The 25,796-nt window shown below is 62.7% G+C and carries 27 protein-coding genes; 13 read left to right on the top strand and 14 right to left on the bottom strand.

The window, feature by feature from the left end:
• The first annotated feature begins 202 nt into the window (after window positions 1-202).
• The 5 genes from pgi to AC15MQ_RS14240 all read left to right on the top strand — a co-directional run bounded on the left by pgi (window position 203) and on the right by AC15MQ_RS14240 (window position 7,645).
• Window positions 203-1,837, top strand: coding sequence for a glucose-6-phosphate isomerase (gene pgi / locus AC15MQ_RS14220; protein ID WP_483080450.1), 1,635 nt, complete (start codon window positions 203-205; stop codon window positions 1,835-1,837).
• Window positions 1,838-1,897: 60 nt separating this feature from the next.
• The gene (locus AC15MQ_RS14225; protein ID WP_483080654.1) at window positions 1,898-3,535 is read left to right on the top strand and encodes an alpha-D-glucose phosphate-specific phosphoglucomutase; all 1,638 of its coding nucleotides are present in this window, start codon (window positions 1,898-1,900) and stop codon (window positions 3,533-3,535) included.
• 65 nt (window positions 3,536-3,600) lie between these two features.
• The gene (gene glgC, locus AC15MQ_RS14230) at window positions 3,601-4,869 is read left to right on the top strand and encodes a glucose-1-phosphate adenylyltransferase (protein ID WP_287651969.1); all 1,269 of its coding nucleotides are present in this window, start codon (window positions 3,601-3,603) and stop codon (window positions 4,867-4,869) included.
• 22 nt (window positions 4,870-4,891) lie between these two features.
• Window positions 4,892-6,334, top strand: a complete 1,443-nt coding sequence (gene glgA / locus AC15MQ_RS14235; RefSeq protein WP_483080451.1) for a glycogen synthase GlgA — start codon at window positions 4,892-4,894, stop codon at window positions 6,332-6,334.
• 66 nt (window positions 6,335-6,400) lie between these two features.
• Window positions 6,401-7,645, top strand: a complete 1,245-nt coding sequence (locus tag AC15MQ_RS14240) for a DUF1015 domain-containing protein (protein ID WP_332336555.1) — start codon at window positions 6,401-6,403, stop codon at window positions 7,643-7,645.
• Window positions 7,646-7,733: 88 nt separating this feature from the next.
• Here the strand turns inward: AC15MQ_RS14240 and selD are convergent, their stop codons facing one another.
• The 5 genes from selD to hemN form a co-directional block, all read right to left on the bottom strand.
• Entirely contained in the window at window positions 7,734-8,852 is a 1,119-nt protein-coding gene (gene selD, locus AC15MQ_RS14245; protein WP_483080452.1) for a selenide, water dikinase SelD, read from the bottom strand.
• Between the two features lie 62 nt (window positions 8,853-8,914).
• Window positions 8,915-9,121 (bottom strand): heavy-metal-associated domain-containing protein, encoded by a 207-nt coding sequence (locus tag AC15MQ_RS14250; RefSeq protein ID WP_287651965.1) that lies wholly within the window; start codon window positions 9,119-9,121, stop codon window positions 8,915-8,917.
• A 77-nt stretch (window positions 9,122-9,198) separates the two neighbouring features.
• Window positions 9,199-11,646 carry a heavy metal translocating P-type ATPase gene (locus AC15MQ_RS14255; RefSeq protein ID WP_483080453.1) on the bottom strand — a complete coding sequence of 816 codons (2,448 nt, stop codon included), beginning with the start codon at window positions 11,644-11,646 and terminating at the stop codon, window positions 9,199-9,201.
• Between the two features lie 48 nt (window positions 11,647-11,694).
• Window positions 11,695-12,375 carry a sulfite exporter TauE/SafE family protein gene (locus AC15MQ_RS14260; RefSeq protein ID WP_483080454.1) on the bottom strand — a complete coding sequence of 227 codons (681 nt, stop codon included), beginning with the start codon at window positions 12,373-12,375 and terminating at the stop codon, window positions 11,695-11,697.
• 77 nt (window positions 12,376-12,452) lie between these two features.
• Window positions 12,453-13,850: an oxygen-independent coproporphyrinogen III oxidase gene (gene hemN, locus AC15MQ_RS14265; protein ID WP_483080455.1), complete on the bottom strand. Its 1,398-nt coding sequence runs from the start codon at window positions 13,848-13,850 to the stop codon at window positions 12,453-12,455.
• A 97-nt stretch (window positions 13,851-13,947) separates the two neighbouring features.
• Here hemN and fnr point away from each other — a divergent pair, with 97 nt between their 5' ends.
• Window positions 13,948-14,691 carry a fumarate/nitrate reduction transcriptional regulator Fnr gene (gene fnr, locus AC15MQ_RS14270; RefSeq protein ID WP_434735579.1) on the top strand — a complete coding sequence of 248 codons (744 nt, stop codon included), beginning with the start codon at window positions 13,948-13,950 and terminating at the stop codon, window positions 14,689-14,691.
• Window positions 14,692-14,720: 29 nt separating this feature from the next.
• On the opposite strand, the gene AC15MQ_RS14275 is transcribed toward fnr, so the two are convergent.
• From AC15MQ_RS14275 to AC15MQ_RS14290, 4 genes are read right to left on the bottom strand one after another with little or no spacing between them, the layout of a single operon-like run.
• On the bottom strand, window positions 14,721-15,116 hold the full coding sequence (locus tag AC15MQ_RS14275; RefSeq protein WP_483080456.1) for a SirB2 family protein: 396 nt from the start codon (window positions 15,114-15,116) through the stop codon (window positions 14,721-14,723).
• Window positions 15,113-16,432: a hypothetical protein gene (locus AC15MQ_RS14280; protein ID WP_287669783.1), complete on the bottom strand. Its 1,320-nt coding sequence runs from the start codon at window positions 16,430-16,432 to the stop codon at window positions 15,113-15,115. Before AC15MQ_RS14280 ends, AC15MQ_RS14275 begins: the two co-directional genes overlap by 4 nt.
• Complete coding sequence (locus tag AC15MQ_RS14285) at window positions 16,432-16,668, bottom strand: DUF2249 domain-containing protein (protein WP_287651959.1); 237 nt, start codon at window positions 16,666-16,668, stop codon at window positions 16,432-16,434. Before AC15MQ_RS14285 ends, AC15MQ_RS14280 begins: the two co-directional genes overlap by 1 nt.
• On the bottom strand, window positions 16,665-17,126 hold the full coding sequence (locus AC15MQ_RS14290) for a hemerythrin domain-containing protein (RefSeq protein ID WP_287651958.1): 462 nt from the start codon (window positions 17,124-17,126) through the stop codon (window positions 16,665-16,667). Before AC15MQ_RS14290 ends, AC15MQ_RS14285 begins: the two co-directional genes overlap by 4 nt.
• Window positions 17,127-17,379: 253 nt before the next feature.
• On the opposite strand from AC15MQ_RS14290, the gene AC15MQ_RS14295 reads away from it, so the two are divergent.
• From AC15MQ_RS14295 to AC15MQ_RS14315, 5 genes are all read left to right on the top strand, one after another.
• A complete protein-coding gene (locus AC15MQ_RS14295; RefSeq protein ID WP_287651957.1) occupies window positions 17,380-17,823 on the top strand; it encodes a universal stress protein in 444 nt (147 codons plus the stop codon).
• Window positions 17,824-17,858: 35 nt separating this feature from the next.
• Window positions 17,859-18,026 (top strand): hypothetical protein, encoded by a 168-nt coding sequence (locus AC15MQ_RS14300; RefSeq protein ID WP_332336551.1) that lies wholly within the window; start codon window positions 17,859-17,861, stop codon window positions 18,024-18,026.
• A gap of 107 nt (window positions 18,027-18,133) precedes the next feature.
• Window positions 18,134-18,823 carry a retropepsin-like aspartic protease family protein gene (locus AC15MQ_RS14305; protein ID WP_287669779.1) on the top strand — a complete coding sequence of 230 codons (690 nt, stop codon included), beginning with the start codon at window positions 18,134-18,136 and terminating at the stop codon, window positions 18,821-18,823.
• A gap of 12 nt (window positions 18,824-18,835) precedes the next feature.
• Window positions 18,836-19,099 carry a hypothetical protein gene (locus AC15MQ_RS14310; RefSeq protein ID WP_287651954.1) on the top strand — a complete coding sequence of 88 codons (264 nt, stop codon included), beginning with the start codon at window positions 18,836-18,838 and terminating at the stop codon, window positions 19,097-19,099.
• The gene (locus tag AC15MQ_RS14315; protein ID WP_483080457.1) at window positions 19,083-19,724 is read left to right on the top strand and encodes a CoA pyrophosphatase; all 642 of its coding nucleotides are present in this window, start codon (window positions 19,083-19,085) and stop codon (window positions 19,722-19,724) included. The genes AC15MQ_RS14310 and AC15MQ_RS14315 overlap by 17 nt, the downstream gene beginning before the upstream one ends.
• Here the strand turns inward: AC15MQ_RS14315 and AC15MQ_RS14320 are convergent.
• The gene (locus tag AC15MQ_RS14320; protein WP_287651953.1) at window positions 19,721-20,191 is read right to left on the bottom strand and encodes a hypothetical protein; all 471 of its coding nucleotides are present in this window, start codon (window positions 20,189-20,191) and stop codon (window positions 19,721-19,723) included. The genes AC15MQ_RS14315 and AC15MQ_RS14320 overlap by 4 nt on opposite strands.
• Window positions 20,192-20,350: 159 nt before the next feature.
• On the opposite strand from AC15MQ_RS14320, the gene AC15MQ_RS14325 reads away from it, so the two are divergent.
• On the top strand, window positions 20,351-20,611 hold the full coding sequence (locus AC15MQ_RS14325; protein WP_287651952.1) for a CobD/CbiB family protein: 261 nt from the start codon (window positions 20,351-20,353) through the stop codon (window positions 20,609-20,611).
• 252 nt (window positions 20,612-20,863) lie between these two features.
• Here AC15MQ_RS14325 and AC15MQ_RS14330 read toward each other — a convergent pair whose 3' ends face one another.
• Window positions 20,864-21,037 carry a hypothetical protein gene (locus tag AC15MQ_RS14330; RefSeq protein ID WP_287651951.1) on the bottom strand — a complete coding sequence of 58 codons (174 nt, stop codon included), beginning with the start codon at window positions 21,035-21,037 and terminating at the stop codon, window positions 20,864-20,866.
• Between AC15MQ_RS14330 and AC15MQ_RS14335 the strand changes: the two genes are divergently transcribed.
• Window positions 21,036-22,217: an acetyl-CoA C-acyltransferase family protein gene (locus AC15MQ_RS14335; RefSeq protein WP_287651950.1), complete on the top strand. Its 1,182-nt coding sequence runs from the start codon at window positions 21,036-21,038 to the stop codon at window positions 22,215-22,217. The two genes, AC15MQ_RS14330 and AC15MQ_RS14335, sit on opposite strands and share 2 nt — an antisense overlap.
• Window positions 22,218-22,320: 103 nt before the next feature.
• Here the strand turns inward: AC15MQ_RS14335 and AC15MQ_RS14340 are convergent, their stop codons facing one another.
• From AC15MQ_RS14340 to cysD, 3 genes are all read right to left on the bottom strand, one after another.
• Entirely contained in the window at window positions 22,321-23,301 is a 981-nt protein-coding gene (locus tag AC15MQ_RS14340; RefSeq protein ID WP_483080458.1) for a helix-turn-helix transcriptional regulator, read from the bottom strand.
• 245 nt (window positions 23,302-23,546) lie between these two features.
• Complete coding sequence (gene cysN / locus AC15MQ_RS14345; protein ID WP_287651948.1) at window positions 23,547-24,836, bottom strand: sulfate adenylyltransferase subunit CysN; 1,290 nt, start codon at window positions 24,834-24,836, stop codon at window positions 23,547-23,549.
• On the bottom strand, window positions 24,836-25,756 hold the full coding sequence (gene cysD, locus AC15MQ_RS14350) for a sulfate adenylyltransferase subunit CysD (RefSeq protein WP_350495154.1): 921 nt from the start codon (window positions 25,754-25,756) through the stop codon (window positions 24,836-24,838). The genes cysN and cysD overlap by 1 nt, the downstream gene beginning before the upstream one ends.
• Between the last annotated feature and the right edge of the window lie 40 nt (window positions 25,757-25,796).

Genomic DNA, 25,796 nt, shown 5'->3' on the forward strand with positions numbered 1-25,796 from the left:
GTGATCGAGGTAAAGGCCCTGACCCAGGGAAATTCCCCCCAGGATTACCGAAAGGGCGGCCGCTCATTCTTTTTTGCGTTCTTCCGAGCATTCTGGCAAGCTGATAACCGGAACAGCATATCTTGTCATATTTCATCTCGCCCCTCTCTCCCAGGGCCGTCTACGGATGGCCTGATCACCCTTCAATGAGTTTTTTCCGACCATGACCATTACCGCCTCAGCCGCCTGGAAGGCTATTGAAGCGCATCGGCAGTCGCTTTCGCCTGTGCATCTCAGAGATTTTTTTGCTCGCGATCCGGGTCGCGTAGCTTCTCTCTCGCTAAGCTTCGAAGGTATCCTTTTCGACTTCTCCAAGCAGCGCATGAACTCGACGACGCTTGACCTGCTGGTCGCACTCGCCCGCGAGGCCCGGCTTGACGAGTGGACCGCCCGGATGTTCGGCGGTGAGAGGATCAATGCCAGCGAGGATCGATCGGTGCTGCATGTGGCCCTGCGCCGATCGACTGGCCCCTTCCCCGGCGAACATCTCGATGTCATGCCGGAGGTGCTGTCCACGCGCCGGAGAATGGAGGCCTTTGCCGACGCCATTCGCTCCGGGCAGATGCTTGGCTTCACCGGCCTGCCGATCCGCAGCGTGGTCAACATCGGCATCGGTGGCTCCGACCTCGGACCCAAGATGTTGGGCTGCGCCTTGCGTTCCATCTCACACCCGGCGCTGGCCGTGCACTACGTGTCCAATCTCGATGGGGCGCAGCTTGCGCCACTTCTGCAGACCCTTGACCCGCGCACGACCCTGTTCCTCGTCGCCAGCAAGACCTTTACCACGCAGGAAACCATGCTCAATGCGCAGACCGCCCGTGCCTGGCTGGTCGCCAATCTGGGTGACGCCGCGGCGGTTTCCAGGCATTTCGCCGCCTTGACCGCCAAGCCCGAGCGCGCGCGGACGTTCGGCATTCGGGACGATGCCATCTTTCCGCTCTGGGACTGGGTGGGTGGACGTTTCTCGCTGTGGTCGGCGGTTGGATTGGCGCTGATGATTGCCATCGGTCCACACGCTTTCGCCGATCTCCTGGCCGGTGCTGAACGGATGGACGAACACTTCCGCAGCGCGCCCTACGAGCGCAATCTGCCACTGGTGATGGCCCTGGTCGGTATCTGGAATACCAATTTCCTGGGTGCGACGAGCAACGCGGTGCTGCCCTACAACGAGTCGCTGAAATATTTTCCGGCGTTCCTGCAACAGCTCGAAATGGAAAGCAACGGCAAGTCGGTCGGCATCGACGGACAGCCGCTCGCCTGTGCCTCGAACCCCATTGTCTGGGGAGAACTCGGCAACAATGGCCAGCACGCCTTCTTCCAGCTGCTTCATCAGGGCGGTCGTCTGGTGCCCTGCGATTTCATCGCCGCTGTCCGTTCCGACTATCCCTTGCCCGGCCACCAGGAGGCGCTGCTCGCCAATTGTTTTGCGCAGAGCGCCGCGCTGGCTTTCGGCAAGACTGCCGCGGAGGCACGCAGCGAGTTGAGCCGCAGCATGTCGGCAGAGGCGCTCGAGACCCTGCTGCCACACAAGGTGTTTCCCGGCAACCAGCCGTCATCGACGTTGCTGCTTTCGCGCCTCGATCCGCAGACGCTTGGCGCGCTGATCGCACTCTACGAGCACAAGGTGTTCGTCCAGGGCGTGATCTGGGGGCTCAACTCATTCGACCAGTGGGGCGTCGAGCTCGGCAAGGCGGTGGCCAGCAGCATTCTGCCAGCCCTCGACAATCCCGCGCTGGCCGAACAGTTCGACGCGTCGACGCGCGGATTGTTGAATTTCAGCCGGCAGCATCTGGCATGAACGGGTTCTTGTCCGGAATCGACTCAAGACATTCATTTTGCAACGAGGCATGACATGACTATGCAGGTGATCAGCGTTCCGAGCGCCCCTTTCGCCGGCCAGAAGCCGGGGACGTCCGGGCTGCGGAAGAAAGTGACCGTATTCCGCCAGGAGCGTTATCTAGAGAATTTCGTCCAGTCCATTTTCGACACCCTGTCCGGCCAGCAGGGACAGACCCTGGTGCTTGGCGGCGATGGTCGCTACTACAACGATGTGGCCATCCAGACCATCCTGCGGATGGCTGCGGCGGCTGGTTTCGGGCGTGTGCTCGTGGGTCGCGACGGCATTCTGTCTACTCCTGCGGCCAGTGCCGTGATCCGCAAGTGGCGGGCTTTCGGGGGCATTATCCTTTCAGCCAGTCACAATGCCGGTGGCCCTGACGGCGATTTCGGGATCAAGTACAACCTCGGTAACGGGGGGCCCGCCAACGAAGCCTTTACCGATGCCGTCTATCGGCGCACCCTGGAAATCAGTGCCTATAACAGCATCGACGCACCGGATATCGACCTGAGCCGACTCGGCGAATTGCGTGTCGGCGACATGATCGTCAATATCATTGATCCGGTGGCCGATTATGCCGAACTCCTTGAATCGCTGTTCGACTTCGAGCGCATCGCCGCGCTGCTGGCGCGTCCCGACTTTCGCATGCGTTTTGACGCCATGCACGCGGTTACCGGTCCCTATGCGCGGGCAATTCTGGAAGATCGCCTTGGCGCACCAGCCGGTACGGTGGTCAACGGTACGCCGCTGCCGGATTTTGGCGGTGGTCACCCCGACCCCAACCCCGTATATGCGGCTGAACTGGTAGCCGCCCTGGCCGACGGGAGTTCGGGACTGTCGTTCGGTGCAGCTTCCGACGGAGATGGCGACCGCAACATGATTGTCGGTCGCGGCTTCGTCGTCAGCCCGAGTGACAGCCTGGCCGTTCTCGCAGCCAACCATGCGCTGATTCCGGCTTATGCCGGCGGGCTGGCCGGTGTCGCGCGTTCGATGCCGACGAGTTGCGCCGTGGACCGCGTGGCCGCGGCGCTCGGCATCCCTTGCTATGAAACACCGACCGGCTGGAAGTACTTCGGCTCGCTGCTGGATGCCGGCAAAGCCACGCTGTGTGGTGAGGAAAGTGCGGGGACGGGTTCCGATCACGTGCGCGAGAAGGATGGCCTGTGGGCGGTTCTCTACTGGCTCAACATTCTGGCCGTCCGCGACCTGCCGGCCGACGTGATCGTGCGGGAGCACTGGCAGCGTTTCGGGCGCAATGTCTACTCGCGCCACGATTACGAAGGCATCGACACGGCGAAGGGCGATTACCTGATGAACGAACTGCGCTCTCGCCTGCCGCAACTGCCGGGTGCCGAATTCGCTGGCCTGCGCATTGTCTCGGCCGATGATTTCGCCTATACCGATCCGGTTGATGGCTCGCGTTCGGATCGTCAGGGGATTCGCATTCTGCTCGATGAGGGTTCGCGGGTGGTTTTTCGTCTCTCGGGCACCGGTACCGAAGGGGCCACGCTGCGCGTCTACCTCGAACGTTATGTCGCGGATCCCGATCGCCATGAAGTTCCCACACAGGAAGCGCTGGCGCCTCTGATCGGTCTTGCCGAGGCGGTGGCGCAGATTGCTGCGATCACCGGCCGAAGCGAGCCCGATGTGATCAGCTAGCGAGAATGGGTGACACCGGGTGGCGCCACCTGATGCGATGAAACCAGCTCAGAAGGGATACAAAGATGGTTGACAGAAAGACGTTCCAATTGCCACGCAAGGCGATTGCACTGGTTCTAGCCGGCGGGCGCGGCAGCCGCCTGCACGAACTCACGGATCGCCGCGCGAAGCCGGCGGTGCATTTCGGCGGCAAGTTCCGGATTATCGATTTCGCCTTGTCGAACTGCGTCAACGCGCAGATTCGGCGCGTCGGTGTGGTCACGCAGTACAAGTCGCATAGCCTCTTGCGTCATCTGCAACGTGGATGGAATTTCCTGCATGGCGAAGTCAACGAGTTTGTCGACCTGCTTCCTGCACAACAGCGTATCGACGAGGAATCCTGGTATCGCGGTACGGCAGACGCGGTTTACCAGAATATCGATATCCTCGAGACCTATTCGCCAGCACCCGAGTTCGTCGTCATTCTCGCCGGCGACCACGTCTATAAGATGAATTATGCGGTCATGCTGGTCGACCATGTCGAGAGCGGTGCCGAATGCACGGTGGCGTGCATCGAAGTGCCGCGTCATGAGGCCAGTGGTTTCGGGGTCATGGCGGTTGATGAGAGTGGCATGATCACTGATTTTATCGAAAAACCCGCCGACCCGCCGGCGATGCCGGGCAGGCCCGATATGGCGCTGTGCAGCATGGGGGTGTACGTGTTCAATGCCAAATATCTGTACGCGGAACTGGCCCGTGACATCGTGGACCCGACATCCGATCACGATTTTGGCAAGGACATCATTCCGCGCGCGGTGGCCAACCGTTGTGCGGTGGCGCATCCTTTCTCGCGCAGTTGCATCGTCGCCCCGGATGAACAGCGCAAGGAGCATTATTGGCGTGACGTCGGGACGATCGATGCCTATTGGGATGCAAACATCGACCTGACGGCGACGGTGCCGGCCCTGAACCTCTACGATCGCAACTGGCCGGTCTGGACCTATCAACAGCAGCTTCCGCCCGCCAAGTTCGTCCACAACCATCTCGACCGGCGCGGCAATGCGATTGAATCCACGGTGTCGAGTGGTTGTATCGTCTCCGGGGAAGTTAACCGCTCGCTGCTCTTCTCCAGTTGCCGCGTGCATTCGTACGCGCGGGTCAATTTGTCGGTGCTGCTCCCGGATACCACGGTTGGTCACCGCGCCCGCCTTACCCGTTGCGTCGTGGACAGCGATTGCGAGATCCCTCCGGGGATGGTCGTCGGCGAAGACCCTGTGGAAGATGCGCGCCGCTTCCGGCATACCGAAAACGGTGTGACGCTGATCACCCGGAAGATGCTCGATCGGCTGACCTGACGGATCACGAGGCAACATCGCCTTGCGCATCCTGCACGTTGCCGCGGAAATCTATCCGCTGGTCAAGACCGGCGGCCTGGCCGATGTCGTGGCGGCTCTGCCCGCCGCCCTGGCCGCACGCGGCCTGGACACGCGTATCTTGTTGCCCGGGCTGCCGGCCATCCTCAATGGCCTGGTCGACCTGCGGCGGTTGATCCGCTTTGGTCCGGCCTTCGGCGCCGCCATCGTCACGCTGCGTCTGGGCCGCCTGCCGGACAGCGGCTTGCTGGCCTACGTCATCGATGCGCCCTTTCTTTACCGGCGCGACGGCAATCCCTATCTGGGTCCCGATGGCCGCGACTGGAGCGACAATCATCGGCGCTTTGCGCTGTTGGGCTGGGTCGCCGCGCACCTGGCGGCCGGTGAACTCGACCGTCACTGGCAGCCGGAGGTGGTGCACGCGCACGACTGGCACGCCGGCCTGGCACCGACGTATATCGCGCAGAATCCGGCGCTGAACACGGCCACCGTGTTTACCATCCACAATCTCGCTTTCCGTGGTCTCTTCCCGCTCGATCACCACTCCGACCTTGGGTTGCTGCTTTCCGGCGCAGCGCAAAGCGCCCTCGAGTTTCACGGACAGTTGTCGTTCATGAAATCCGCCCTCGTGCATGCGAAACGGGTGAACACCGTCAGCCCCGGCTACGCACGCGAAATCTGCACGCCGGAGTTCGGCTGGGGGCTGGAAGGCCTGCTCCGTGATCGCGGCAGCCATCTTTCCGGAATCCTCAACGGGGTCGATTATTCAGTCTGGGATCCCGTTACCGACACCGCGCTCCCAGCCTCCTACAGTGCCGACCATCTGCATGGCAAGGAAGTCTGCAAGCACAAGCTGCAGTCGGCTCTCGGTTTCGCGCAGCGGTCGCAGGCGCCATTGTTTGCGGTGATCAGCCGCCTGACCGCGCAAAAGGGCATGGATCTGGTCCTGGGGGCGCTGCCCGCGCTGCGCGCCGCAGGCGCACAACTGGTCGTCATCGGCAGTGGCGAGGCGGAGATTGAAGCGGGTTTCCGGGCGGCTGCAGCGGCGTATCCCGACACCGTAAGCGTGCATCTGGGTTACGATGAGGCCTTGTCGCATCGTATTCTGGCCGGATCCGACATTCTGCTCGTTCCCTCGCGTTTCGAGCCCTGCGGTCTGACGCAACTCTATGCCCTGCGCTACGGGACCCTGCCGATGGTACGGCGGGTTGGTGGTCTTGCCGATACGGTGATTGATGCCACTGCGGAGAACATCAAGCTGGGCACAGCCAACGGCTTCGTGTTCAACGATGCCAGGAGTCGAGCACTGGCCGTTCGTATCACCGAGGCGTGCGCACAGTTCCGCGAGCACGCGTTGTGGCGCAAGATCCAAAGGCGTGGCATGCTGCAGGATTTCTCATGGGCCGATTCGGCTGTGAGCTATGAGGCGCTGTACCGCAGTATCTGATATCCGGTCAGGTCGGCACCGCAAACGACCTGTGCTCCGGGAAACCAGACCTTGCAGGAGAGTTTCTTGTCCCTTGATGATTCGCTGATTCGTCCTTTTGCCGGTCTCCGGCCACGTGGCGCTGATGCCGCCGCAGTGGCGGCACCGCCCTACGATGTCCTTTCCAGCGCCGAGGCTCGGCAGGTTGCGATTGGCAAGCCCTGGTCATTCCTGCATGTCTCGAAGGCCGAGATCGACCTGCCTCCCGAGATCGATCACCATGCCCCCGAGGTGTATGCCAGGTCGGCCGAGAATTTTCAGCGCCTGATCGCCGGCGGCGTGCTTCGCCGTGACTCCAGCCCCTGCTATTACGCTTACCGGCTGTGCATGGGTGAGCACGTCCAGACCGGGCTGGTGGCGGTGGCCTCGATTGCCGCCTACGACAGCAATCGCATTCGCAAGCACGAATTCACCCGGCCAGACAAGGAAGACGATCGGGTGCGCCAGATCGAGGCGCTGAATGCACAGACCGGCCCGGTGTTGCTCGCCCATCCGGACAGCCCGCAAGCAGAGCATCTGATCGCGTCGGTCACCGACTCGATGCCGGTCGCCGACGTGCTGGCCGATGACGGCATCAGGCACACGCTGTGGGTGATCGATGACGCGCAACGCATCGCCGCGATCAGTGAGGTGTTTGGCGCCATGCGCACGCTGTACATTGCCGACGGTCATCACCGTTCGGCTGCCGCCTCGCGCGTGGCTGCCGCCCGACGTGGCGGCAGCCACGCGACGGCCGGTGCCGAATATTTCCTGTCGGTCATCTTCCCGGCGTCGCAGATGCTGATCATGGACTATAACCGCGTGTTGCGGGATCTGAACGGCCTGTCCGAGGACGCGTTTCTGGCGGCGGTTGGCGAGCGCTATACCGTCACCGCGAGCGATGCACGGGTCAGGCCGCAACGTTCAGGCGTATGTGGCATGTATCTCCAGGGGCGCTGGTATCGGCTGGAGATTCAGCCCGGTCTGGTGCCTGCTTCGGACCCGGTACGCCGGCTCGACGTCTCGGTACTATCCGAGCAGCTTCTCGGGCCGGTACTGGGCATTACCGATCTACGCCGGGACACACGCATCGAATTTGTCGGTGGCATGCGCGGGCTTGCGGAACTCGAGCGGCGGGTGGACAGCGGTGAAATGGCCCTGGCTTTTGCCATGTATCCGACGCAGATGGCCGATCTGATGGCAGTGGCTGACGCGGGTCAGGTCATGCCACCGAAGTCCACGTGGTTTGAACCGAAGCTTGCTGACGGCCTGGTGTCGCACCTCCTCGATTGAGTGTGCTGGTCGTGCAGGTCAGGCAGCGCGTCAGCCGAGCCCGACGGCCGGGTGACGCTGGCTCGCGATCAGGGCTTTGGCGGGACCGTCATTCCGCCTTGCCCTTGACCACCGTGACCTGAGGTTTGCCTTCGGAAATCCCGCCGATCACCGCGGCGCGATCGAAGCCCTCCTGCAGGAAGATTGCCAGAACCTCGGTAACCACTTCGGGGGCGCAAGAAACCAGCAGCCCACCGCTGGTCTGCGGGTCGGTCAGCAGCGCGCGTTCGAGGTCACCGAACTGTTTCTTCGGGAGTGTCACGTGCTCGCCGTAACTCGCCCAGTTTCGTTCGGAAGCGCCGGTGATGCAGCCCTTGGCGGCGTAATCGAGAGCGTTCGGCAAGACCGGCAAGGCCGCGAAATCAATCTCCGCCGAAACACGCGAGGCCTTGCAGATTTCCACCAGGTGACCGAGCAGGCCAAAGCCCGTGACGTCGGTCATCGCGTGCACACCGGCAAGGCAAGCCAACGCCCGTCCCGGTGTGTTCAGTTGCGTCGTTGAGGCGATCATCGAGGTGTAGCAGGGGGCCGACAGAATGCCCTTCTTCAGTGCCGCGCTGAAGAAACCCACCCCCAGTCCCTTGCCGAGAATCAGCTTGTCTCCGGGGCGGGCGCCGGCGTTGCGCTTGACGTTGTCGGGATGAACCAGACCGATGGCGACAAGGCCGTAGATTGGTTCGACGGAATCGATGGTATGCCCGCCGGCAATCGGAATGCGCGCTTTGGCGCAGATGGACTCGCCGCCTTCGAGGATCCGCTTGATGGTTTGCAGTGGCAGCTTGTTGACCGGCATGCCGACCACTGCCAATGCCAGCAGCGGTACGCCGCCCATGGCGTAGACGTCGGACAGCGCATTGGTGGCGGCGATGCACCCGAAGTCGAAAGGATCATCGACGATCGGCATGAAGAAATCGGTGGTTGCCACCAGCGCCTGTTCCGAGTTGATCTGGTATACCGCCGCGTCATCGCTGGTCTCGATGCCAACCAGCAACTGCTTTGGCGCCAGCCCCGGCGCCGTCCTGGCGAGCATTTGTTCGAGAACGCCGGGGGCGATCTTGCATCCGCAACCTCCACCATGCGAGAACTGCGTCAGGCGCACTGGCTCGGTCGATTCGGATTCGGTTTCGGCAGCAGGAAGCTCGGAGGGTCTGGTTTTTTTTCTATGCATTTTTTTGGGGCCAGCAATGGGGCGTTCTGTAGGGGTTGCTCCGACGAGTCGTCGACAGCGCTTCAGCCGGCGTCGAATCCCGCCTCTTCGACCGCCTTGCGCAACTCGGCGACGCTCACCCGGCCGGGGTCGCAGGTGACGCTGGCTTGCCCCGCATCCAGGTCGACATCAACCTGTTGAACACCGGGCAGCGTCCTGAGGGCGGCGTTGACACTCTGAACGCAACGTTGGCAACTCATGCCGCCAACAGCAATCACGATCTTCTCCATCGGTGGTTTCAAACCTCTGTTGGTGATGTTCCCGGTAGACCGAGAGCCCGCCTCGCTCGGAGTCGCTGCATCCCTGCCTAGCTTCGCTTGCCGCCCACTCGCCAGCGTTTCAGCAGCAGCGAGTTGGAGACGACTGAAACCGAACTCATCGCCATTGCCGCGCCGGCGATCACCGGACTCAGCATCCCCAGCGCCGCCAGCGGTATGCCGAGTACATTGTAAATGAAAGCGCAGAACAGATTCTGCCTGATTTTTCTGAGCGTCGCACGCGAAAGCAGGATCGCATCGGCGATGCCGTTGAGGTCGCTACGTACCAGCGTCACGTCGGCGGCTTCGATGGCCGCATCGGATCCGGCGCCGATGGCGAAGCTGACGTCGGCAGCAGCCAGCGCCGGGGCGTCGTTGATGCCGTCGCCGACCATGGCCACCACCGCGCCACCGCTCTTGAGTGCGCTGACCATCGCCGCCTTGTCGCCGGGCAGCACGCCGGCGCGGACGTCCCGGATTCCGGCCGCGTCGGCGATCACCGCGGCAGTACCCGGATGGTCGCCGGTCAGCATGACCACCCGGATGCCCAGGGCCGTCAGCCGCGCCACGGCGGCGTGCGAAGTGTCGCGCAGGGGGTCGGCAATGGCCAGCAACGCCAGCGCCAGGCCCGCGTCGAGTTCGGCATCGTCGCCGCTGGTGCCGTTGGTGGGGTGGCATTCACTCAACAGCACGACCGTCTTGCCGGCGCGCTGCAACCCGGCAATCGCCGCCTCCGGCAGGTCCAGGCCGGTGAGGGTGTCTGGGGCCGCAAGGCGCAGCCAGCGTCCGCCGATCCGGCCTTGCACGCCGCGCCCGGGAATTGCCCGAAACGCTTCGAGTAGCGGCAATACCACGCCTGCAGCCTGCGCATGCCGCAGGATGGCGCGTGCCAGCGGGTGCTCGGAAGCCTGTTCAAGGCCGGCAGCCAAAGCCAGCGCCTCTTCGGTTGACACGGAGGCCAATGGCAGCAGATCGGTCAGCACCGGCTCGCCACACGTCAGGGTGCCCGTCTTGTCGATCGCCAGAACGGCGATCTTCCCGGCGCGTTCGAGAGCCTCGGCATTCTTGATCAGGATACCGGCAGCGGCTCCCCGCCCGCTGGCGACCATGATCGCCGTTGGGGTGGCCAGACCCAGCGCGCAGGGGCAGGCAATCACCAGCACCGCGACGGCGTTGACCAGCGCCGTGCTGAAGACGCCGCCCAGAGTCCACCAGCCAATCAAGGTACATAAGGCAATGCCGCAGACGATCGGCACAAAGACCGCCGAGATCCGGTCGGCGAGTCGCTGCACGGGCGCTTTCGATCCCTGTGCTTCGGCGACCATACGGATGATGCTCGCCAGCAGGGTGTGCTCGCCGACGCCGGTTGCGCGGCAACGTAGTGTGCCCTCACCGTTGTTGGTGGCCGCAAAAACGCGCTCACCGCGGTGTTTGACTACCGGCATGCTTTCACCGGTGAGCATCGCTTCATTGACCGTCGAGGAGCCGTCGATCACCTCGCCGTCGACTGGCAGTGCTTCGCCGGGGCGGACAATGAAAATGTCTCCCGGGATCAGCAGGGCCGCGTCGAGTTCGATCAACTGGCCATCGCGTTCCACGCGTGCTGTCCGGGGTTGCAGGCGTAGCAAGGCCTCGATCGCCGCGGTGGTCTTCGCCTTGGCGCTGGCCTCCAGCAACTTGCCGAGCAGGACGAGCGTGATCACTGCGGCTGAAGCCTCGAAATAGACGTGCAGGCCGGCCGCTCCAGACACGGTGACCACCAGGCTGAACCCATAAGCCATCGTCGTTCCGAGCGCAACCAGCACGTCCATGTTCGCGGCGCCGCCGCGCAGGGACTTCCAGGCACCGTTGTAAAAGCGCCAGCCGATCCAGAACTGCACGGGTGTTGCCAGGGCGAGCTGCAGCCAGCGTGGCAGGATATCCTGGTGCTGCGTTGCGCCGGCATCGAACATGGTCAGCATTTGTGCAGCCAGTGGCAGCGTCAATACCGCGGCAATCCAGAATCGCCGCAATTCGGCCCGCTGCACCGCGCGTTTGCGCGCCTGTTCCTCCTCCCGCGAATGATCATTGGCGAGCCGACCCGTAAAGCCCGCCCGCTCGACCACGGCGATCAGCTGTGTCGGGGAGACGATGCCGGGAATATAGCGCAGCATGGCCCGCTCGCTCGCCAGGTTCACCACCGCCTCTACCCCCGGCAGTTGGTTGAGGAGCTTTTCGAGGCGCGTCGAACAGGCCGCACAGCTCATGCCCTGGATGGCCAGCTCCAGCGTGCGTGGCGGCACGCTGAAACCGGCCTTCTCGATGGCGGCGACGATTTGTTGTGAACTCGTTGCCGGCGAAGAGACGTCGATCAGCGCCCGCTCGCTGGCGAGATTGACACTGGCGGCTACGCCTGGCAATCGGTTGAGCACTTTTTCGATGCGTGTCGCGCAGGCGGCGCAAGTCATGCCACTGATCGGCAGATCGAGGTGCAGCGTGCCGGCGGTCGGCTCAGTCATGTTTACCGAGGCGCAGCGCAGGCGGCGGCTGGCAGAAGATGTGCATCGCTAGTTCCAGGGGACCAGCCGGGTCAGCGCCGGCAGGCTCAGCAGTCCCCAGACCCCGAAGCCCAGAATAAGCAGGCCGGATAGGATGCGGACCACCGGCTGGCGCGCATAGGCCTGCAGGCGAGCGGCCAGCAGACCGGCGAGCAGCAGATTGGGCAAGGTGCCGACGCCGAAGGCCAGCATCAAGCCCGCGCCGTGCCACGCCGAGCCACTGGTCAGGGCGGTTGCCAGGGCACTGTAGACCAGACCGCAGGGCAGCCAGCCCCACAGCAGGCCAAGCGGAAAGGCTTGCGCCGCGGTACGTGCCGGCAGGTAACGCCGACTCAGGGGCTGCAGGTGCCGCCACAACTTCTGACCAGCGCGTTCGCTGAAGGCCAGGGCGCGCGTGACGCCCATCAGGTAGAGGCCAAGGGCAACCAGCATCAGGTTGGCGAGCACGTACAGGGCGCTGCGCAACGGCCACTGACCGGACAATGCCATGCCGGCCTGGCCCAGCGCGCCGGCAATCGCGCCGGCTGTCGCATAACTGGTGACGCGTCCCAGGTTATAGGCCAGGTGCAGGCTGATGCGCGCCGGGGCTCCCATCGACAGCGCGCCGACGATGCCACCACACATGCCGATGCAGTGCGTGCCACCCAGCAGACCGATCAGCAGCAGGGCGAGATAAGGGAGTTCAGGCATCGGAGGCAAGCGCAAGCACCGGGCGGGAAGGGGGGAATTCTACTCCTTCCCGCTCGACGATCGCCCGCCGGGCTGCTTCAGATCACTTTCGAGTAGCGGGTGCGCTGGCGGTCCGCGCGCAGATACCTGTCGAAGACCATCGAGATCGCCCGCACCAGCATGCGTCCCTGCGGCAGAACGGTGATCCATTTGTCGTCGACGCGGACCAGGCCGGCGTCCACCATTTCGTCGAGGTCGTCGAGCTCGGTGGCGAAGTACTGCCGGAAGTCGATCAGATGGGCGATTTCAATCGATTCGATCGAAAGTTCGAAGTGACACATCAGCGACTGAATGATCGACCGCCGCAGCAGGTCGTCGGCGTTCAGTTCGATGCCGCGATATACCGGCAGGATGCCGCTGTCGAGCAGGTCGTAGTACTCGTCAAGGGTCTTCACGTTCTGACTGTAGGTCGGTCCGACCTTGCCGATCGCGGAAATCCCGAAGGCCAGCAGATCACAATCCGAATGCGTCGAATAACCCTGAAAGTTCCGGTGTAACCGCCCTTGTCGCTGCGCAGTGGTCAGTTCATCGTCGGGTTTTGCGAAGTGGTCCATGCCGATATAGACGTAGCCGGCATCGGTCATCCGCTGGATCGCCAGGGCGAGAATCTGCAGGCGGGCGTCGGCGGAAGGCATGTCAGCTTCCAGGATGCGGCGCTGTGGCTTGAACAGACTGGGCAGGTGCGCATAGTTGTAGATCGATACGCGATCCGGAGCGGCGTCGATGACGCGGTCCAGGGTGTGCCCGAAGCCGCTCACCGTTTGTCTGGGCAAACCGTAGATGAGGTCGATGCTGATCGATTTGAAGCCGGTCGCGCGCGCCGCGCCGATCACCGCGCAGGTTTCCTCTTCGCTCTGGATGCGATTGACCGCCTGCTGCACGCTGGCATCGAAATCCTGCACTCCGACGCTCATGCGGTTGAAACCCAACTCGCCGAGCAACTCGACGGTCGCGCGATCAACCTTGCGCGGATCGACCTCGATCGAGTACTCGCCGCCGTCGATCAATTTGAAGTGCTGGCGTGTCGCCGCCATCAACTGACGCATCTCGTCGTGTGACAGGAAGGTCGGCGTACCCCCACCCCAGTGCAGCTGCGCGACTTCCTGGTCGCCGCCCTCAAGATAGCTGCTTTGCAATGCCAGTTCGCGTGCCAGATATTTCAGGTACTTGGCCGAACGACCATGGTCCTTGGTGATGATCTTGTTGCACGCGCAGTAATAACAGATGGTGTTGCAGAATGGAATGTGGAAGTACAATGACAGTTGCCGGCTGATGGCGCCGATATTCCGCTTGCCGAGCCAGAGCCTGGCGGCCTCCGCACCAAAGGCTTCGACGAAGCGGTCCGCGGTCGGATACGACGTGTAGCGCGGACCGTTGATGTCGAAACGGCGGATGATCTGTGGATCAAAAACGAGGTGGCCAGCGACAGAGTTCATGTTCCCGCTACACTGTTTATGGTCTGCATTATCGGACCGCGCTGGAGCAACCGGGTTGACCTGGATCAAAGGCAGGGTTTAATGAAAAAGGACGCGCATGACGATGAATGCTGTGACGGCAAGGCTGGCATTTGAAGTCGTGAAGACCGCTTGTTCGAACTGCAACCTGCGCGAGCTGTGCCTGCCCATAGGACTTGAGCGAGACGAGCTGAAAAGGCTGGATGAACTGGTTTCGACGCGCAGGCGCCTGAAACGCGGTGATCATCTCTATCGTGCCGGGCAGGGTTTCGAATCGATCTACGCCATTCGCAGCGGCTTTTTCAAGACCGATGTGATGATCGAGGACGGTCGTGATCAGGTCACCGGTTTTCAGATGACGGGCGAGTTGCTCGGGCTGGACGGCATCAGTAGCGAAATCCACTCCTGTAATGCCATCGCGCTCGAAGACAGCGAAGTGTGTGCGATTCCCTTCCTGCAACTCGAAGGGTTGTCGCGGCAGATTCATACCCTGCAGCATCACTTCCATAAGGTGATGAGCCGCGAGATCGTTCGCGATCACGGGGTGATGATGCTGCTTGGCACGATGCGCGCCGAGGAACGCCTGGCAGCCTTTCTCCTCAATCTCTCGCAGCGCTTCAAGGCGCGTGGTTATTCACCGGCGGAATTCAATCTGCGCATGTCGCGTGACGAAATCGGCAGCTATCTCGGTCTCAAACTTGAGACTGTCAGCCGGGCATTCTCGCGGTTCCAGGAAGAAGGGCTGCTGGCCGTGCATCAAAGAAAGGTCCGAATCCTCAACACCGCCGGGTTGCGAAAGCTGCTGACGCACCAGCGCGCCTAAGCGGCGGCAGGAAGCGCGGCGCTCGCCGCCTACGCGAGCCAGGCGAAAAAGCCCAGCGGGCTGCGGGCAAGCGCGGCTGATACGATGTAGGCGAAGGCGCCCAAGGCAGCGACCAGGAACACTGCCCGTTGTGCCTTGCTGCGGGCGCGCTTGAGAGCCATTGTTCCGCAACCGATGTAGATCAGCAGACCGACGAGTTTGGCGGTCAACCAGTTCACCGCGAACGGATATTGGGCGCTGATTATCGCCATGGCGATCGCGCTGCCGAGCAGGATCGTATCGACCAGGTGTGGCAGGACCCGTACCGCTCGCTGCTGCAGACAGGGTGAATCGGTCAGCATCCACACCCCGCGCAGCAGGAAGCCGGCGCCGCTGAGGGCAACGCAACCCATGTGCAGGTACTTCAGGTACAGGTAACTCATCATCCGACCGGCGTGGCCGTGGCGGCTTCCCAGGCCTCGATTTTCAGGCAGTGCCGCCGGTAGAACGCGGCGGCAGTCAGCAGATTGTGCAGCAGCCAGGCATTGGCGAGCACGACCGCCAGGCCTGCCGGATAGCTGAACCACAGCGGCCAGACGACTGCCGCCAGCAGGAGCGCAAGCGCCAGCAGGTGCGCATACATTTGCCGGTCGATCTGTCGTGTGGCGATGACCTTGTTCATTGTCGGAGCCAACACTCGCCCGCCACCACGGTTCTGCAGGTGCAACCAGACCAGAAAAGGAACGATCTTGTACAGCATGCCGATCATTACCGACATGAAGCCGCCAACCAGCGCCAGTACCCCGCAGCATAGCGACCATTCCGGGCGCTCGGCGAGCGCCGGCACGACTGCCGCCGCGAACCACAGGACGCAGGTTGCCAGGGCGCACAGCATGCCGACACGCCAGTAGTGCTGGGTGGCGTCGAACTTCGCGCGCTTGCTGCGGCTCTGGACCTGCAAGGTCAGGGCGGCAAAACTGGCCACCGACAGTACCACGGCTCCCTCCAGAATGGCGGATGGCCAGTGCCAGGCCGCGCCGGCAGCGAAACTCCACATGCACAGCAACGCCAGCACCGACCAGGAAAAAGTGCCGGTGAACGCGGCGGGGTACGGCGGTGTCATCTGGAACATCGGAACCACGACAAAAGCGACAGCGGCGAGCAACAGCACGCCCCAGCCGACGAAGCCCCAGCCGAGGTGAATGGGCGTCAACTGTCGCAACGGCAGCGGCAGTTCGAAACCGCCGCTGAAGGCGATGGCCAGCAGCAGGCCGAGGCCGACGGTGACGCTCAGACCCGACAAGGCCAGTTTGAGGCCACGCACGGTCGGGTTCGTCGACGGTACACCGTACAAGGAGCGTGCGGCTGCACCCACGAACAGCGCCACGCCGCTGCCGAGCAGGAACACGGCCAACCTCAGAACGAGTGGTTCGTAGCTCAGCATACCCGCTGCCAGCAACAATGCGCCCAGCGTGATCGCGACATGGACCAGGGACGCTACCAGCAGCGGTCGCGACAGGTTCGCTCCGGCGGCCACCGGCAGAATCTGTATCATCGCCCCCAGCATCACCTGCAGCATGAAGCCGACGCTGATCAGGTGCGTCAGGGCCAGCGCCGCCGGCGTCCAGCGCGAGGCAAACAGGTCTGGGCCGCTCCACAACAGCAGCAGACCGGCGAGAATGGCGAACAGCGGTGCGGTCAGGAAAAAACGCAGCGGCGCCGCCAGCGGTGGCGCCTGATCGAAGGACAGTAGCGCCTGCACTAGGGCTGTCGTTGCTGGATCAGGACTTCCACGGTTCCGTCGGGCCGGCACACCGTTTGCCAACAGAAGCCGTTGAGTTCGAGCGCCCGGTAGAGTGGATAGGGTTCGCGCGGGAGGAGTACCAGGAGCTTTTCCGCCGGACCGAGCTGGTCGAGTGCTTCCATGGTACGCACCAGTGGTCCGGGAGGCTCCAGGCCACGCGCGTCGAGCACGATGTCGGCATTCCCCTGTGTCATCTCGTGCTTTCATCCTGGCCGGCAATCTGCCTCTGCAACGCGGGCAGCAACGCATCGAGTTGATCAGCCAGATGCTGGTCGCACATTGGATACAGCACGTTCTCTTCCTTGAGGTTGTGTTGCTGCATCATGATCAACAGCGTCTCTGCGCTACCGGCGTAATCGTCGCTGTCCGCCGCCTCCAGAGCCGACGCGGTGCTGGCCAGCAACTGCAGCATTTGCGCGTGCTCGGCGCGCATGACCTGCGTCGGCCCGTGGTACATGCCGGTACTCTGTTCAAAAAGCGGGAAGAGAACGCGTTCCTCGGCCGCGAAATGATAACGCATCGCGTCGCTGAAGCGAGCGAACTCGGTTTGGGCTGTTGCCCAGGCGGCGTTCACCACGGCGTGCTCGACGGCGACCAGCAAACCGTCGCAGGAGCGGTGATCGTTGACCATGAAATCCGTAATCGCGTGCATGCGGTAGCTCTCTGGAGACAGGATTGCCATTGTCGGGCGGGCGGCGACCACCCACGTTGACCGACATCAAGTAATTCTGATCGACGGATACCGGTTTTCCGGCGCGCATTGCTGTTCGGCCGGCTGCGAATGGTTCATCACCGTCGCGGTTGCCGAGCGTTTGTGCGCATGCACCCTCCATCCTTTGATGTTGATCAACAGTCGGGCCCGCTTTCATCCTATAGTTAATTCATCGTCCTGTGGAGGAAACGCCATGTTCAAGAATATCCTTGTTCCGACCGATGGTTCCGAACTTTCCAGGGAAACCGCCCGTCGCGCGGTTTCCTTTGCCAAGGAGGCGGGGGCGCGCATCACGGCGTTCTTTGCCAAACCCGAATATCCGGTCAGCTACTATGGTGAAGGGGCCTTGATCGACCCCACGACGCCGGAGAAGTTCGCCGAACTTGCCGAACAGCAGGCACAACAGACGCTGGATTTTGTCGTCCAGTTGTGTGATGCCGCAGGCGTCCCGGTGGCGAAACTGTCCCTGACCAGCGATATTCCCTACCAGGCGATCATCGATGCGGCGACCCAGGCCGGCTGTGACCTGATCTTCATGGCCTCGCATGGCCGCCGCGGCTTTACCGCCTTGTTGCTCGGCAGCGAAACCAACAAAGTGCTGACGCACTCCAAAATTCCCGTCCTCGTCTATCGCTGAAACCCTGCTGCCGTGCTCGTCCACCAGATTGGAGGATGAGCACGGTACGCGACCGTCCCGGACCTGCGATCGGCGACGGGCGTATGGCGTGGTTTTCCGCAGTAGTCTCGCGGGTCGGCCAGTGGTTCGTGCGCGATTTGTCCGGCACTGCCGGCTGGCTCTGGAGCCCTGACGCGCGCAGCTACCGTCGCTTCTCCGGATAACCCCTGGATGCCCGTCAGGTGCCGTGATCGGAGTGTGGCAAAATGCCTTGATCCATTGCGCGTCGGATGGCGAAATGTGGCTGGCTATGCGAGGAGGGATTGTGCTTATGCGGTGGCTTTGGAGTGGTGACCCGCGGGGTCACCAAAGCGGTACAGGGGTGGTCAGTTGGGGCGCCGTGTTGCTGTCGTTCTGGGCCGCGTGCCCGGTGGCGCAGGCCGTCGATGTCGGGCTGGCTGGCGTGTTCCCGGGTAAGGCCTTGTTGACCATCGACGGCGGCGCGCCGCGCACGGTGGCGGTCGGTGCGCGCACCGACGAAGGCGTCAGAGTCCTGTCGGTCGACCGTGATACGGCCACCATCGAGACGGACGGAAAGAAGCGTATCCTGCGGGTTGGGCAGAATGTTGCATCGCAGCCTGCTGGCGATGGCGGCGCCAAAGCGACATTGACCGCCGATGGTAACGGCCATTTCCTGACGACCGGCAACATCAATGGAACGAGTGTGCGCTTTCTGGTGGATACTGGTGCGACGATGATCTCGCTCGGCGCCGGCGAAGCGCGGCGCATCGGCATTGACGCCGGCAAGGGACAGCCGGGGATGGTGAACACCGCCAATGGTCAGGCTGCCGTTGCTCGCGTCAAACTCGACAGCGTGCGCGTTGGCGAGATTGTCCTGAACAACGTCGACGCGGTGGTGCATGCCCAGGATATGCCATTTGCCTTGCTGGGCATGAGTTTCTTGAACCGTATGGAAATGCAGCGCGATGGTCAGACCATGATCCTCAGGAAGCGCTACTAGGAGAACTCGAAAATGCGTCACCGCGACGAGAAGATAACCATGTTGGGCCGCGAACTCGAACTTCTGATGAGCGAGCGGCAGACCCTGCTGCAGGTGGTGGGTGCCAGTGCCGCGCTCATTGCCTCTCTGGACAGCAGTCTCTTGCCGGAGGGTGCCGTGAAGTCCGCGGATCTGGTGGCGAGCAGGATCAACGCCCTTCCCGATGAAACCCTGCGCGATGCACTTGCAGCCGTGCATGCGGAGATCGAGGAGGAAGAGCGTGCTGTCAGCACCTGAAGTTTCGCTTGCTCCATCGCCAGAGCGAGGAAGGCCAGTCGATCTCGACCAACTGCGGCGAATCTTGCGCCCGGAACCGTCACGTGTTCCCTTTGTGCTCGAAGATGGCGTTGGCGACGAGGAACTGATGCCGGCGGCGGTGCTGTTCCCGATCATCCGGCGGAACGACCAGCCGACGGTACTGCTGACGCAACGCACCGCACACCTCAGGGATCATCCCGGGCAGGTCAGCTTTCCGGGGGGGCGTTGCGAGGAGGCCGATCCCTCACCGGCGCACACGGCGCTGCGCGAGGCGTTCGAGGAGATTGGCCTGCCTTCGGCGGTGGTCGAGATTGTCGGCTACCTGCCGGAGTATCGTACCGCCACGGGTTTTCGTGTCACCCCGGTGGTGGCCATGGTGACGCCGCCCTTCGAGTTAAGGCTCGACGCCTTCGAGGTGGCAGAGGCCTTCGAGGTGCCGCTGGCCTTTCTGCTCGATCCCGCCAATCACCAGCGGCACTCGCTGCACTACCGCGGCAAACTGCGGCACTACTGGGCGATGCCATACGGCGATTACTTCATTTGGGGCGCCACGGCGGGAATCATCATGTCGCTCTACCGCTCCCTCTCCCCTGACGCACGCTAGTCAAGCACCATCGCCAGCGTTTCGAGAAAGTGCTTGGCCTTTTCCTGGTCGGGAGCCGTGCTCAGTGCGGCTCGCAGCTTGCTGACATGCTGCCGGAGTTCGTCCGGCGTTTCGACTTGCTCGATTGCTGCGATCAACGCAGCGGCCCGCGAACCCAACAATTCCTTCAGCGTGCGGATGGCGTAACTCCGGGCGAGGCTGATGTCCTCGTCGGGTAGTGCCCGGCGCATGCCTTCGTGCCCGGCGTCGGCGGCTACCTGTGCCTGGATGAAACCGCCATCCAGCAGGGCTGCCAGTTGCTGCCTGCCATCCGCTGCGGAACTGCTCAGTTCGAGAAGTTGGTGTCCGGTGTGGTGGCCATCGACCATGATCAGCATCGCACGCACCCGGAAGGGCAGGCGGTGTGCGCGGGTGGTCACCTCATCATGGCCTTTTTGGGTCTTGCTGTAGATAGACGACAGTTCCATGCTGAGAAGCGTTCCACAAGCCGCAGAGTGATGTTGCGCGAAGTCACGGGTTTCTGCAAGCCCCGGCAAATTATGGTATGGTGCCCGTTCGAATACTGATCTGGCGCGAACTACTACAGCGTATTGGAGTACTTGGCGCCACCCAGGCAAGACTCCAGTATGAGCCTGTTTTCCCTGCTTGCCGTCCCGCTCATCGAGCAGGCCCAACCACTACCCAACCTTCGCCTGGTCCATGAGCCGCCAACCTGGTGCTACGGTTTTCTCGAAAGCTGGTTCAATGCGGGTCCGCGTCGGCATGGAACCCTTGCCTGGCTGGTCGGGGTCGGCGGCCTGATGCTGGTTGCCGCAGGCGTCCATTTGTTCTTGCCGACATCAGCCCGCTTCTCGCCTGGCTGTGAATCTCCCTGGTCCCTTGCCTGACGACGGGGTTCCGCCAGTTCATTCACTATTATACGGACATTCAGTAAGCGCTTCGCACGGCGAACCTTTGCTATTATTCACTGGCTTCCTGTGCGGCTCACCGCAGTGGCCTTGGCCATCGTCGGCGAATTCGAGGATGCGGTCTACTGTCGGCGTACCCCGGCTGACCAGTACACCAGCGATGGCCCGGGAATTGTCGTGGCCAGCGGCGCGGATACTTTTGGGGTTCGCCTCGGCTAGCCGCTCTCGGCATCAGGCGAGTTGGACGGGTGGTCGGAAGTCGGCACCGGTGAGACCGCCGATGTTGACTTCATGGACAGCGCCGTCGGGCTGGCTTGGCCTGCCGTGGTGCTGTCGTTCTTGCTGTTGTTGGGGCTTGCCAGTCTGGTAGGCGGTTGATCGATTTTTTTTCAGGAGTTTCTTCATGAGCAGAGAAGTTGTCGTACTAAGCGCGGTCCGTTCAGCCATTGGCACTTTCGGAGGTTCCCTCGCCAATATGGAGCCGCACGAGTTGGCCGGCACCGTGATGAAGGAGTCGATCGCCCGTTCCGGTGTCGATCCGCAACAGATTACTTACGTCACGGTGGGCAACTGCATCCCGACCGATTCGCGCTTTGCCTATGTGGCTCGTGTCGCTTCGATCCAGGCGGGTCTGGCGATGGACTCGGTGGCCATGGCGGTCAACCGCCTCTGCGCATCAGGCCTGCAGGGCGTCGTGACCACTGCCCAGAACATCATGCTCGGCGACGCCGACTACGGAATCGGTGGCGGTGTGGAAGTCATGTCGCGTGGTTCCTACATGCTGCCGGCGATGCGTACCGGCGCGCGCATGGGCGATGCCAAGGCCATCGACATGATGGTCGCCACCCTGACCGATCCGTTTGGTGTCGGCCATATGGGCGTTACCGCAGAGAATCTTGCCAAGAAGTGGAACATCAGCCGTGAAGAGCAGGATGCCTTTTCGGTCGAGTCGCAGCGCCGTGCCGGTGTTGCGATCGCCGAGGGTCGCTTCAAGTCGCAGATCGTCCCGATCGTCATGAAGACCCGCAAGGGCGACGTCGTTTTCGATACGGACGAGCACGTCAAGGCCGGCACGACGATCGAAGCGCTGGCCAAGATGAAGCCGGCGTTCAACAAGGAGGGTACGGTCACCGCTGGTAATGCTTCCGGCATTAATGACGGTGCAGCCTTCCTGGTTCTGGCGGCCGCCGATTTGGCAGCGAGTGCCGGTCAGAAGCCGTTGGCGCGTCTCGTTTCCTATGCGGTCGCCGGCGTGCCGAACGACATCATGGGCGAGGGCCCGATCCCGGCGACCAAACTGGCGCTAAAGAAGGCGGGCCTGACGCTCGACCAGATGGACGTCATTGAAGCCAACGAAGCCTTTGCCGCGCAAGCCATTGCGGTCAACAAGGGTCTCGGCCTCGACCCCGTCAAGACCAATCCGAACGGCGGGGCGATCGCCCTCGGTCACCCGGTCGGTTGCTCGGGTGCGTTCATCGCCATCAAGGCGATCTACGAGTTGCAGCGCACCGGCGGCAAGTACGCACTGGTGACCATGTGTATCGGTGGTGGTCAGGGGATCGCAGTCATTTTCGAACGCGCCTGAAACCGGGGTACGTAGCAGTTCAGAAGCCCGACCGGATCCCGGTCGGGTTTTTTTTTGGAGCTTCGCAAGACAGGGTGCTTTGCCTGCCGGGGACGCAAAGGCGCTAGACCCGATAGTTCTTCAGTCCGCGACGCAATTCCTGCGCCACACTCGCCTGCAGTGCTTCCGGTTCGATGACCTGGCAGTCACTACCGTACTTCATGATGTCCATGATCAGTTCGCGGTTGTCGGCGTAGGGCACGCGCAGTTCGTAGCTGCCATCGTCGAGGAACTTGCCTTCCTGCTTCGGATGCCAGCGTTCGGAGGCGACCCAGCGCGCTCTTTCCGGCGTGAAGCGCAACACCGCCCACGACACCTGATCGCCTGCGAAAATGCCGTAGCCGGACCCGAGCACTTCGTCGAGCCGGGTGTCGGCGATGTCCTTGGCCCGCTTGTCGAGGATTTCGACGCGTTCGATGGCGTCGACCGAAAAGGCGCGCAGGCCATTGCGCAGGTGACACCAGGCATCGAGATACCAGTTGTCGCGATAGTAATTGAGGCGTTGCGGCGAGACTTCCCGTTCGGTCAGCTTGTCGGTGCCGCGCGCGTGGTAGCGGATGACCAGGCGTTTTCTCCGCAACAAGGCTGAGCCGACGGCCTGGAAGTGGTCGAGGTGAAATTCACGGGCGCCAACCGTCTGGATACGGATGCGGCGCCGGACTTCCTCGACCGGGTTCTCGGCAGCGCCGAGCAGGCCCGAAAGGCGGGCGAGCAGGGGCTGGATCTGCGGCCCAAGCAGTCCCCCGGTGTCGAGGTTCGAGAGTAAATGCTGCATGGTCAGCAGTGCATGGATCTCCTCCGCGGTGAACCACAGGCCCGGCAGTTCATACTGCGGTCCGACCTGTTGTTCGGGCTTCTCGAAGCGGTAGCCGCCCAGGCTGCGGTCGAAGACGATCGGGGCATTCAAGCGATCACGCATATAAGCGATGTCGCGCTTCAGCGTTGCCCAGGAAACACCGAGACGCTCCTGCAGATCCGCGCGCGTCGCAAAGGGGCGGGCGCCGAGAATCTGGTCGATCTGGTAGATCCGTTCCATGCTGCTCATAAAGATGAAGTCCGACGACGATGCCTTCGGTTACGGGCTCGAAAGATGAGCCTTCAAGGCTGTATCATGGCACGCAAGCACTCGCTTGGGCAGTCATCGGGGGCAAAACTTGTCGCATGAAAGCGCAGATCGAGGCATCACCAAGCCGCACGTCTCGAACAATTGGGTCCACAGATTCGGCGGCGATGCGCCGCCGCACCACTCGGCAGGGTTTGCCGGAAGGGGCGCGGCAGGCCGGTCGACGCTCAGGCGATCATGCCGGCGCCGACGGTGTTGTTAGACGATTCGTCGATGACGATGAAGGCGCCGGTACCGCGGCTCTCGGCATAGGGGTCGGCAAAGATCGGCTGTGCCAGCTTGAAGCGGACGCGGGCGATGTCGTTCATCGCCAGCAGCTCGGCCGTCTGCCGTTCCATGGTGTTGATGTCGACGCGGAACTCGATGCCGGCGAGCATGGCCTTGGTGTCGCGCGTGGTATGGCGCAGCAGGTATTTGCGGCGCGGGTCGAGCGGTGATTCGGAGAGCCAGCAGAGCATGGCGTCGATCTGTTTGGTCACCTGCGGCAATTCGCCGGTTTTGACGATCATGTCGCCGCGCGAGATGTCGATCTCGTCGGCGAGCAGCAGGGTCACCGATTGCTCGGCGACGGCGCGGGCTTGCGATTCGCCGAGGACCTGGATGTCCTTGACGCGTGTTTCCCGTCCCGACGGCAGCACGGTCACCGCATCGCCGATGCGCAGTTCGCCGGACTCGACGCGGCCCATGAAGCCGCGATAGTCGTGCAGCTCGGGGTTGGCAGAATCCTGTGGGCGGCAGACGTATTGCACCGGGAAGCGGAATTTTTCGGTGTGCTCGCTGTGCACCGCCGGCGTGCTTTCGAGGATTTCGAGCAGCGTCGGCCCGTCGTACCAGTCCAGGTGCTCGCCGCGATCCACCACCATGTCGCCGTGCAGTGCCGACATCGGTATGAAGCGCACGTCGGTGATGCCCAACTGGTTGGCGAACGCCAGATAATCCGCCTTGATGCGCGCGAAGGTTTCGGGCGAGTAGTCCGCGAGGTCCATCTTGTTCACCGCCACGACGATCTGCGGAATGCCTAGCAGGTGGGCCAGGTAGGAATGGCGGCGGGTCTGGGTGAGCACGCCCTTGCGGGCGTCGATCAGGATGATCGCCAGGTCGGCGGTCGACGCGGCGGTGACCATGTTGCGCGTGTATTGCTCGTGGCCCGGCGCGTCGGCGATGATGTACTTGCGGGTTCCGGTGGTGAAATAGCGATAGGCGACGTCGATGGTGATCCCCTGTTCGCGCTCGGCCTGCAGGCCGTCGGTCAGCAGCGACAGGTCGACGATATCCAGCCCACGCCTTTCCGAAGTTCTTTTCATCGCATGCAGGGTATCGACGAGGATCGTCTTGCTGTCAAACAGCAGGCGACCAATCAGGGTGCTCTTGCCGTCGTCGACGCTGCCGCAGGTCAGAAAACGCAGCAGGCCATTGTCGGGGAGGGCTTCGGCAGGGAATCTTTCGATCGCGGACATCAGAAATAGCCTTCCTTCTTGCGTTGTTCCATCGAGGCGTCCGACGTCTGGTCGTCGAGGCGGGTCGCCCCGCGCTCGGTGATCGTCGTGCTGGCGGTCTCGGCGATGATTTTGGCGACGCTGTCGGCTTCGGAGATCACCGGTGCGGTGCAGGTGATGTCACCGACAGTGCGAAAGCGGACCGTCAGGGTCTCGATCGTTTCACCGGCGCGGGCGGGGGTGACCGCGGTGACCGGCAGCAGGCCGCCGCCGCGGCGCACCAGCGGTCGCTGATGTGCGAAGTAGATCGACGGCAGCGCCAGATGTTCGCGTTCGATGTACTGCCAGACGTCGATCTCGGTCCAGTTGGAGATCGGGAAGACACGGATGTTCTCGCCCTTGAAGCTGCGCGCGTTATAGAGGTCCCACAGTTCGGGGCGCTGGTTTTTCGGGTCCCACTGGCCGAACTCGTCGCGGAACGAGAAGATGCGTTCCTTGGCGCGGGCTTTTTCCTCGTCGCGGCGTGCGCCGCCGATACAGGCGTCGAAACCGAATTCCTCGATCGCTTCGAGCAGGGTCACCGACTGGTGCTTGTTGCGCGGCTCGTCGGCCGACTTGAGTACCACGCTGCCGCGCACCATCGAGTCCTCGACCGAGCGCACGATCAGGCGCTCGCCGAGTTCGGCCGCGCGCCGGTCGCGGAAGTCGATGACCTCCGGGTAGTTGTGTCCGGTATCGACGTGCAGCAGCGGGAAGGGGAATCGGCCCGGACGGAACGCCTTTTCAGCGATGCGCAGCATGCAGATCGAGTCCTTGCCGCCGGAGAAGAGCAGGACCGGACGGCTGCACTGGCCGGCCACCTCGCGCATGATGTGGATGGCCTCGGACTCCAGCCAGTCGAGGTGGGAGAGGATGACTCTGGAGAGTGTTGCAGTACTCATGGTTTGACCTGTATTTCGGGGTGTTCAGCGCCCGTGACGC

The organism is Candidatus Accumulibacter propinquus (genome assembly GCF_056856495.1).